Here is a 9,255-nt window from a genome sequence, read left to right on the forward strand (position 1 = left end):
ACCTCAACGGTTCCGCCAGGAGTTGTCGAGCGCCGCCTCCTCCAGATCCAGTTCGTGGAGGATGCGGCGCAACACCTCGTCAGCGAGCTTGCCGGTGTCCCGGCGGGCGATCAACGCGGCCCGCTGCGTGTCGAGCAGCTCCTTCCGCAGCCTCACGAACTCGCGGTGGCCGCTCTCCCCCCGTTCGGCGGGGTCGCGACCGATCTGCCGGATCGCCGCGCGGCCCTGGTACTCGATCACCCCGCGCAGCCGCGCCGCCAGGCGTTCCCGTTCCCCGCCGCGGCCGTGCACGGGGTCCACCGGGAGCAGTTCGTCCAGCCTGCGGACCGCGGCCCGGGTCGCCAGCCTTCGCGCGGCCGCCTCGGCGCGGGCGTCCCGCTCCGCCTCGCCACCGTCGTGGACACCCAGGCGACGGGTCAGCCAGGGCAGCGAGAGCCCCTGGAGGAGCAGGGTCCCGATCGTCACCGAGAAGGCGAGGAACTGCACGAGTTCACGAGCCGGGAACGGGTCGCCGGCCTCGGTGGTGAGCGGTATCGCGCCGGCCGCCGCCATGGTCACCACCCCGCGCATACCGGTCCAGGCGATCACGGCGGTCTGCCTGACCGGCAGCCGTTGGCTGGGTCGGGTGGGCGCCAACAGCGTGGACAGGCCCGGGACGTAGGTGATCGCGAACAGCCAGGCCACGCGGAAGACGACGACGGCGGCGAGCACGAGGACCCCGGACCCCACCAGCGTCCAGCCGCTCGCGGTGAAACTCGCCGTCTCCCGCAGGATCTGGTTCAGGTACAGGCCGATCAACGCGAAGACGAGGCTCTCCAGCAGCAGGTTCACCGTCTTCCACACCTGTTGCTCCTGGAGCCGACCGGCGACGCCCACCCGGGGGCTGTGGTGTCCCACGTACAGTCCGGCCGCCACCACCGCCAGCACACCGGAACCGCCCAGTCCCTGGGCGACCAGGAACGCCCCGAACGGCAGCACCACGCTGAGGGCGGTGCTCACCTCCGGGTCGTCGAGGCGCATCCGGACGAAGTGCACGGCCGCGCCGAGCACCAACCCGAGGGCGGTGCCGATGACGGCCGCCTCCACGAAGAGCACGACGCTCTCGAGGAGGGACCCCGTCGCGCCGACCGCGGCCGCCACCGTCACCCGGTACAGGCTCAGGGCGGCCGCGTCGTTGACCAGGCTCTCACCGCCGATCACGGACATCACCCGGCGCGGCAGGCGCAGCCGCCGACCGACCGCCGACGCCGTCACCGCGTCGGGCGGCGAGACCACGGCGCCCAGCACCAGCGCGGCCTCCAGCGGCAGGCCGGGGATGAGCGCGTAGGCGAGGAAACCGACCGCCAGCGTGCCCGCGATGACCAGCAGCACGCCGAGCTGGGCGATCGCGCGGAAGTTCTCCCGGAAGCTGATCAGCGAGCTGTCCTGGGACGCGGTGTAGAGCAGGGGTGGCAGGACGACGGTGAGCAGCAGCTCCGGCGGGATCTCGACGTCGATCGTCCCGGGCAGCGCCGACGCGGCCAGTCCCACGACGACGAGCAGCAGCGGCGCGGTGAGGTTCCGGCGCCGGGCGAACGCCGTGACGGTCAGGGCGCACAGCAGCACGACGAGGAGAGGCCCCATCCGCACCACCGCCTCCACCCGTCCGCGGGGTCCGCCACCCGCGCGGCGCCGGCTCCGGTCCGACTCTAGGACCGGCGGGCCGGCCGCGCCCGACACGCGAGCCGTGGACGGCGTCCGGGACCGAGGTCGGGGGCGACAGGGGTGCCCGGCCGCCCCCGACCGGGGTTCCTGCCGGTTCTCCCGGGCGGGCCGACTACGCTCGCGCCTCGTGCGAATCCTGGTTATCGGCTCAGGCGCCCGCGAACACGCGCTCCTGCTCGCGCTGTCCCACGATCCGGAGGTGACCGCGCTCGCCTGCGCCCCGGGCAACGCCGGTACCGCCACGCTCGCGGAGACCCTGGGCGTGGACCAGGGTGACCCGGACGCGGTGGCCGTGCTCGCCCGGCGGTGGAACGCCGACCTCGTCGTCGTCGGCCCGGAGGTCCCGCTGGTCGCCGGGGTCGCCGACGCCGTCCGCGCGGCGGGCATCCTGTGCTTCGGACCGTCGAGGGCCGCGGCGGCGATCGAGGGGTCGAAGGCCTTCGCCAAGGACGTGATGGCGGCGGCGGGTGTGCCCACCGCCCACAGCGAGGTCGTGGACAACCCCGCCCGCCTGGACGCCGCGCTGGCCCGGTTCGGCCCCACCTGGGTGGTGAAGGACGACGGGCTCGCCGCCGGCAAGGGCGTGGTGGTGACCCCGGACCTCGACACGGCGCGGGCGCACGCGATGACCCTGCTCGACGCGGGCCACCCGGTGCTGCTGGAATCCTTCCTGGACGGCCCGGAGGCGTCCCTGTTCTGCCTGGTGGACGGCACCACCGTCGTGCCACTGCTCCCCGCGCAGGACTTCAAGCGGGTGGGCGACGGGGACTCCGGTCCCAACACCGGTGGGATGGGCGCCTACGCGCCGCTGCCGTGGGCGGACCCGGGGCTGGTCGACGAGATCGTCGAGCGGGTGGTGCGCCCCACGGCGGAGGAGCTCGACAGGAGGGGAACCCCCTTCTCGGGCCTGTTGTACGCGGGTCTCGCGCTGACCTCGACAGGACCGCAGGTCATCGAGTTCAACTGCCGCTTCGGCGATCCCGAGACCCAGGTGGTGCTGGCCCTGCTGCGCACCCCCCTGTCCCGGCCGCTCACCGCGGTGGCCTCGGGTCGGCTGGCCGAGCTGCCACCGCTGGAGTGGTCGGAGGGCGCCGCCGTCACCGTGGTCGTCGCCGCCGAGGGGTACCCGGGGAGGCCGAGGACCGGCGACGTGATCTCCGGCGGCGAGGGGGACGGGGTGCTGCACGCCGGTACGCGACGCCGGGATGACGGCGCGGTCGTGTCCGCCGGTGGGCGCGTCCTGTCGGTGGTGGGCACGGGTCCCGACCTCGACTCCGCCCGCAGGGACGCCTACGAGCGGGTCTCGCTCGTACACCTCACCGGTTCCCACCACCGCGGCGACATCGCGCTGCGCGCCGTCAACGGGGAGGTCACCGCGTCCCGCTGACGGGGAGTTCCCGGTGCGGCGACCGGCCACGGTCCGCTCCTCTACGCTTACCGGCGGTCTCGCCCCTGGTCGGCACGCGGCGGGTGGCGGGGCCTCGAGGGGGTTGGGGTGAGTGACGGTGGCCCCGCCCGGAACCCCGGCCGTTCCACGGTCCTGTTCCACGAACGACTGCCCGCGCCCCGGTTGCTCCGGTGGGCGGGCGTGCTGGCCGGCGCGTCGGTCGTGGTGGCGATCGGGCTCGCCCACGTCCTCGTCGGGTTGTCCTCGACGGCGCTGCTCGTCGGCGCGGGGATCGGCGGTGCGATCACGGTGTTCGCGGCGACCGCCGGCGCCAGCGTCTCGGTGCGGGGGCACGGCCTGGTGCTGCGGTGCCCTCCCCGGCTGTGGCGCACGGTCGCCGGTGGGGACATCGCCCGGTCGCGCCGCTCCGGTCGGGTGGAGCCCCTCACCTCCGGTGAGCTGCCCGTCCTCGGCTGGTGCCGGATCGGGCGGCGCCGGTGGGCGCTGGTGATGACGGCCGGCGAGGGCGTCGAGGTGGAGCTCGTGGACGGTCGTCGCTACCTGGTGGTCTGCTCGGAGCCCGACGAACTCCTGCTCGCCCTGGAGGAGTTGCGCGGTGGCTGATCCCTCGCGCCGGTGCCCGGGCTCGGGGGCCGTGCCCGCGGTCTCCCGCCCGGTGGGATGACGCCCCACCGTCCGGTCGGCCCAGTGGCCTCACCGGGCGTGCCCGAGGGGGCACCCGGTCGGTCGCGGGCACCGCGTGACGGAACACGAGACCGTTCGAGCAACTGGCCTCGCCGAGCACGTCCGCCCACTAGGGTGAGCGGGCGGCGCGATCGGGAGAACGGGGATGGTGTGGTGGGTTCGAGGGACGAGGCCAGCCAGGGTGGAGTGCTCCACCGGGAGCGGCTTCCCGCCCCCACCTGGGTGAGGGTCGTGGGGCTCGTCGTCGGAGTGGGCACCGTGGTGCTCGTGGTCTGCCTGCACCTCTTCGTCGAGGAGAACGTCGCCGGGCTGGTCGTGGGGGTCGTGACCGGGGCGCTGTCCGGGCTCTTCATCCTGCTCTCCAGCGGAGACGTCGAGGTCCGTGAGCGGCAGCTCGTCCTGGTGGCCAGGCCGATCGTGCGGAAGAGGCTGCCGACGGCCGAGATCACCGCCGTCGAGGACGCCGGGCCCCAACGCGCCGCCGACTTCGGTGGTTCCGGGTGGCGGGTCTCGGGACGCGGCAAGCGGACCCTGGTCATGCGCGGCGGCGAGGGCGTGCGCATCACCATGAGCGACGGCTGGGAGTACCTGGTCGTCTGTTCCCGTCCAGTGGAGCTGAAACGCGCCCTGGAGCGTGCTCGTCGCTGATCAACCCGGTCCAGGTCCGGCCCGGGGTCGACGGGTGAGCGTGCGGCGCGCGCCGGGACCGGCGTAACGGCGCGGACGGCCGGTTCGGGACCGGGCCGCCACAGCACGCTCCGTTCGGGACGGCCGGTGCCCGTCGTGTCCTGGTCCAGGGGCGACGGCCGCTCCCCACCGCCTCCCCCGCCACGCCTGGGTGCCCCGCCCGCTGGGGCGGTTCCCGGCACCCGGCCACTCCACCCACCCGTTCGCGATACCGGCCCGGCCCGGCCTCCGCTGCCGTGGCGCGTCCTGGCGTGCGTGACCGCGAACCACCTCCGGGAGGCGCGTCGGAAGGGCAGCCGGGCCCCGGCCGACGAAACCCGCGCGAGAAGTCGCCCGTACGTGCAACCTCGGTCCCCCGCCCCGCGTGAGAAGACTGGTATCGCGGGAAGGGGAGCGGATGCGGGCCGAGGACGAGGCACGGTTCCGCGAGTTCGCCCAGCGGCAGGCAGCGCCCCTGAGGCGCGCCGCCTACCTGCTGTGCGGTGAGTGGCACCTCGCGGACGACCTCGTGCAGACCGCCTTCGTCAAGCTCTACCAGGCCTGGACGAGGGTCAGCAGACGGGACACGGTGCACGCCTACGTCCGGAAGGTGTTGACGCGGTGCTGGCTGGACGAGGTGCGACGGCCCTGGCGGCGGAGCGAGAACCGCGTGGACGCGGTTCCCGACGTCCCCGACCAGGGCTCCGATCCCGCCGAACGGGGACAACGGCGGTGGGAACGGGACCTGGTCCGCCGGGCACTGGCCGAGGTGCCGCCTCGGCAACGGGCCGCGATCGTCCTCCGGTACTTCGAGGACCTCTCGGTCGCGGAGACCGCCACCGTCCTGCGGTGCTCACAGGGAACCGTCAAGAGCCAGACCGCTCGCGGCCTGAGCGCCCTCCGGGCTGCCCTGGTGCGCCTGGGCTACGGCGCGGGCGAGCTGGTCGTGGAGAGGACACGTTGATGATGAACGAGAACAGCGGCAGGACGGCGGAGCGGGACTCCGCCGGCAGGCGGGAGCCGTCGGACGACGTCGGCCCGGGCACGGGGCGCCGACGGGGGAACGCCGTGGCCGTGGTGGCGGCGGGCTTCGGAGCGCTCGCCGTCTCCGGCGCGGTCCTGGTCGGCCCTGGGCTGCTGTCCGGTGACGGCGTGCGCCTCGCCTTCGCCGACCAGCCCGTCGTCGCCTCCTCCTCGGCGCCGACCCCGCCGCCCGCCGAAGAACCCGGCCGGGACTGGGCCGAGCTGCTGCCCGCCGGGCTGGCCGCCGGACCGCCGACCGGGTGGACACCGGTCGAGGCCGAGCCCCCCACGCACTCGGCCGAGGAACTGGCAGCCAGGGCCGCCGAACTCGCCCCGCACATCGAGGAGCGGGTCAGGGAGCTGGCACCCGAAGCGACCGAGGTCACCATCGGTGAGCTGGGCGGCGAGGGGCCGGGCTTCCACGACGGGCAGGACTACGTCATGGGCGAGGTGAGCTACGAGGACGACCACGGCCCCGGCCAGGTCGCCTTCCAGTACAACTTCCCCGGTGTCTGGGACGACGCGACGCCCGACCTGAACTGTTCCGCCGCCCAGGCCTGCGGCCACGAGCTGCTCGACGACGGGTCGGCCGTGATGTACGCGGTGAGCAGCTGGGGGCCGGAGGAGACCCCGGCGATGCTCTACGCGGTCGACCACCTGCGGGTGGACGGTTCCGTGCTCTCGGTCTGGGGCTACAACTACGACTTCCCCACCGGGCAGGTCCACCGGCCGCTGCCCGTCCCCGGTTTCGACGGGCTGGCCGACCTGGCCACGGACGGGGACATCGACTTGCGGACCGGCGGCTGATCCGCACGGGGGTGGGCCGCCCGCTCCGGCCCACCCCCACCACCGGTGACACCCACCTGCCGGGCTGACCACCCACCCGCACCGGCACCTCGGCACAGCAGCACCCGCAGCACGGACAGGAGATCGCGAACCGCCGCCGGGAACAGGGGTCGGGCGCGGGAGAGGACGAAGGAATGGACGAGGACGAGGTACGCCAGCGGCTCCGGGACGTGGCATCCGACGAACCCCCGATGGCCCTCGACCTGGAGCGGACGCTCCAGCGGTGCCGGGAGCGGCGCAGGAACCGGCGGGCGGCGCTGGCCTCCGCCGGCGGTGTGCTGTCGGTCTCCGCGCTGCTCCTCGCCTCCTCCACCTTCCTGGACGGTCCGGACGTGATCTCCCGGCTCGTCCCGGCCGCACCCGCCAGCTCGGTCGCCGCACCGGAGCCGGCGGGGGCCGCGGAGCGGCGGGAGATCCTCCGGCACCACGACTGGCGCTCGTGGCTGCCGCCCGACCTGCTGGACGAACCGCCGGCGGACTGGGTTCCCGAGGACCTTGAGGAGGGCGAACCACCGGCGACCAAGGCCGAGGAGATGGCGGCCCGGGCGGCGGAGGTCGTCCCCTACCTGGAGCAGCGGCTGGCCGAGCTGGCACCCGAGCTGTCCGCGCTGTCCGTGGACTACATCGGGAACGAGGGGCCGGGTTTCGTCGATGGCGAGACGCACGTGAACGGGAACCTCGGGTTCGAGGACGGGTACGGCCACGGACAGGTGGTCTTCCAGCACACCTTCCCCGGCGCGGCACCGGGACCATCGGACCACCCCTGCGAGGAGCAGCAGGAGACCTGCGGGTACCAGCTGGTCGGCGACGGTTCGCTGCTCGAGTACTCGGTGAAAGTGCTGAACGAGCACGAGGCCCCGCCCATGCTGTGGTCGGTCACCCATTTCCGACCGGACGGCAGCACCCTCATGATGACCAGCTACACCTACGACATGGGCGGCCGGACGACGGACGAACGACCCCTGCCTGCTCCCGGCTTCGACATCCTGGCCGCGCTGGCCACCGATCCGGAGATCGACCTGCGGCCACGGCGGTGAGCGGCGCCGGAACGACCCGCCCGGACCGGCCGGCTGGACGGGACTCCCAGGGGAGGCCCGGGGTCGTCGACGTCCGCCCCGCTGGCCCCGGTGCGGGCCGCCGCCGTCCCCCCTCCCGGCGTGTTCCGTAAGCTCCCCTGACGTGACGTCGAAGCCCCGTATCCCCAACGTGCTGGCTGGCCGCTACGCCTCCGCCGACCTCGCCACCATCTGGTCCCCCGAACACAAGATCGTGCTCGAACGACGGCTGTGGCTGGCGGTGCTCACCGCCCAGGCGGACCTCGGCATCCCGGTGCCCGCCGGGGCGGTGGCCGACTACGAGCGGGTGATCGACCAGGTCGACCTGGAGTCGATCGCGGCGCGGGAGCGGATCACCCGCCACGACGTCAAGGCGCGCATCGAGGAGTTCAACGCGCTCGCCGGGCACGAGCAGATCCACAAGGGGATGACCTCCCGGGACCTGACGGAGAACGTCGAGCAGCTCCAGATCAGGCAGAGCCTGCTCTGGGTGCGCGACAGCACCGTGGCGCTGCTCGCCCGGTTGGCCCGGCTCGCCCTGGAACACGGCGAGGAGGTCATGGCCGGGCGGTCGCACAACGTCGCCGCGCAGGCCACCACCCTGGGCAAGCGGTTCGCCACCGCCGCCGACGAACTGCTGGCCGCCCTCCGCCGGCTGGAGGAGCTGCTGGAGCGGTACCCGCTGCGCGGGGTGAAGGGCCCGGTGGGCACCGCCCAGGACATGCTCGACCTCCTGGGCGGCGACCCGGAGCGGCTGGCGGAACTGGAACGCCGGGTGGCCGACCACCTGGGCTTCGAGCAGGTGCTGACCAGCGTCGGTCAGGTCTACCCCCGGTCCCTGGACCACGACGTGGTCTCCGCCCTGGTCCAGGTGGCGGCCGCCCCGTCCAGCCTGGCCAAGACGATCCGGCTGATGGCCGGCCACGAACTCGTCACCGAGGGCTTCAAACCCGGCCAGGTCGGATCCAGCGCCATGCCGCACAAGATGAACACCCGCTCCTGCGAGCGGGTGAACGGGTTGATGGTGGTGCTGCGCGGCTACCAGTCGATGACCTCCGAACTGGCCGGCGACCAGTGGAACGAGGGCGACGTCTCCTGCTCCGTCGTCCGCCGGGTCGCGTTGCCGGACGCGTTCTTCGCGATCGACGGGCTGCTGGAGACGATGCTCACCGTGCTGGACGAGTTCGGCGCGTTCCCCGCCGTGATCGCCACCGAACTCGACCGCTACCTGCCCTTCCTCGCCACCACCAAGGTGCTGATGGCGGCGGTGCGAGCCGGGGTCGGCCGGGAGCAGGCGCACGAGGTCATCAAGGAACACGCCGTCGCGGCGGCGCTGACCATGCGCGAGGAGGGCGCCAGGGGCAACGACCTGCTCGACCGGCTCGCCGCCGACGAGCGGCTCCCGCTGGGGAGGTCCGAGCTCGACGCGCTGCTGGCCGACCGGCTGTCCTTCACCGGCGCCGCCAGCCCGCAGGCCCACGCGGTGGCCCGCCGCGTCGAGGAGCTCGTCGAACGCCACCCCACGGCCGCCGGCTACGCACCCGCGCCGATCCTCTGACGGCACGCCCCCGGCACACCGGTGTCCGGCAGGACGTCGCGCCCGCCCCCTGACCGGCCCCGGACGCGGGATGGACGCCGGGCCACCCTGAACCGGCATCCGCCAGCTCGGCTCCGGCGGCACACCACCGTTTGACCAGGGCGCTGGTCCACTGGATGGTGGAGGTGAGCGCATGTCCGCACGAGTCGCCCTGGCCCTGCCCGCCGCGTTCGGGGGCGCCGGCGCGGCCGGCGGTTTCCACGTAGACCTGGACGCGGCGCCGGCCCTGCGGGCGCGCCTGCTCGACGCCGTGGGGGAGCTGCGGGCCGCCC

General features: G+C 73.9%; 8 protein-coding genes. 7 read left to right on the plus strand and 1 reads right to left on the minus strand.

Annotated elements, in window-relative coordinates; translation table 11 throughout:
• Nucleotides 1-3: 3 nt before the first annotated feature.
• Nucleotides 4-1,623, minus strand: a complete 1,620-nt coding sequence (locus tag ACTIDRAF_RS0207865) for a Na+/H+ antiporter (protein ID WP_026065884.1) — start codon at nt 1,621-1,623, stop codon at nt 4-6.
• A 208-nt stretch (nt 1,624-1,831) separates the two neighbouring features.
• On the opposite strand from ACTIDRAF_RS0207865, the gene purD reads away from it, so the two are divergent.
• The 7 genes from purD (at nt 1,832) to purB (ending at nt 8,944) form a co-directional block, all read left to right on the plus strand.
• Entirely contained in the window at nt 1,832-3,091 is a 1,260-nt protein-coding gene (gene purD / locus ACTIDRAF_RS0207870) for a phosphoribosylamine--glycine ligase (RefSeq protein WP_016698180.1), read from the plus strand.
• 108 nt (nt 3,092-3,199) lie between these two features.
• The gene (locus ACTIDRAF_RS0207875; protein ID WP_016698181.1) at nt 3,200-3,715 is read left to right on the plus strand and encodes a hypothetical protein; all 516 of its coding nucleotides are present in this window, start codon (nt 3,200-3,202) and stop codon (nt 3,713-3,715) included.
• A gap of 234 nt (nt 3,716-3,949) precedes the next feature.
• On the plus strand, nt 3,950-4,444 hold the full coding sequence (locus tag ACTIDRAF_RS0207880; RefSeq protein ID WP_016698182.1) for a DUF3093 family protein: 495 nt from the start codon (nt 3,950-3,952) through the stop codon (nt 4,442-4,444).
• A 436-nt stretch (nt 4,445-4,880) separates the two neighbouring features.
• Nucleotides 4,881-5,426 carry an RNA polymerase sigma factor gene (locus ACTIDRAF_RS0207885; RefSeq protein WP_016698183.1) on the plus strand — a complete coding sequence of 182 codons (546 nt, stop codon included), beginning with the start codon at nt 4,881-4,883 and terminating at the stop codon, nt 5,424-5,426.
• Nucleotides 5,426-6,292: a hypothetical protein gene (locus ACTIDRAF_RS0207890; protein ID WP_016698184.1), complete on the plus strand. Its 867-nt coding sequence runs from the start codon at nt 5,426-5,428 to the stop codon at nt 6,290-6,292. Before ACTIDRAF_RS0207885 ends, ACTIDRAF_RS0207890 begins: the two co-directional genes overlap by 1 nt.
• Before the next feature lie 173 nt (nt 6,293-6,465).
• Nucleotides 6,466-7,368 (plus strand): hypothetical protein, encoded by a 903-nt coding sequence (locus tag ACTIDRAF_RS0207895; protein WP_016698185.1) that lies wholly within the window; start codon nt 6,466-6,468, stop codon nt 7,366-7,368.
• Between the two features lie 142 nt (nt 7,369-7,510).
• The gene (gene purB / locus ACTIDRAF_RS0207900) at nt 7,511-8,944 is read left to right on the plus strand and encodes an adenylosuccinate lyase (protein WP_026065885.1); all 1,434 of its coding nucleotides are present in this window, start codon (nt 7,511-7,513) and stop codon (nt 8,942-8,944) included.
• Nucleotides 8,945-9,255 lie beyond the last annotated feature (311 nt).

It is taken from the genome of Actinoalloteichus spitiensis RMV-1378, assembly GCF_000239155.1.
Taxonomy (GTDB): domain Bacteria; phylum Actinomycetota; class Actinomycetes; order Mycobacteriales; family Pseudonocardiaceae; genus Actinoalloteichus_B; species Actinoalloteichus_B spitiensis.

Coding starts and splice junctions, on each gene's coding strand:
- ACTIDRAF_RS0207865 (WP_026065884.1), bottom strand. CDS start 1,623: ATGGGGCCTCTCCTCGTCGTGCTGCTGTGCGCCCTGACCGTCACGGCG.
- ACTIDRAF_RS0207895 (WP_016698185.1), top strand. CDS start 6,466: ATGGACGAGGACGAGGTACGCCAGCGGCTCCGGGACGTGGCATCCGAC.
- ACTIDRAF_RS0207885 (WP_016698183.1), top strand. CDS start 4,881: ATGCGGGCCGAGGACGAGGCACGGTTCCGCGAGTTCGCCCAGCGGCAG.
- ACTIDRAF_RS0207890 (WP_016698184.1), top strand. CDS start 5,426: ATGATGAACGAGAACAGCGGCAGGACGGCGGAGCGGGACTCCGCCGGC.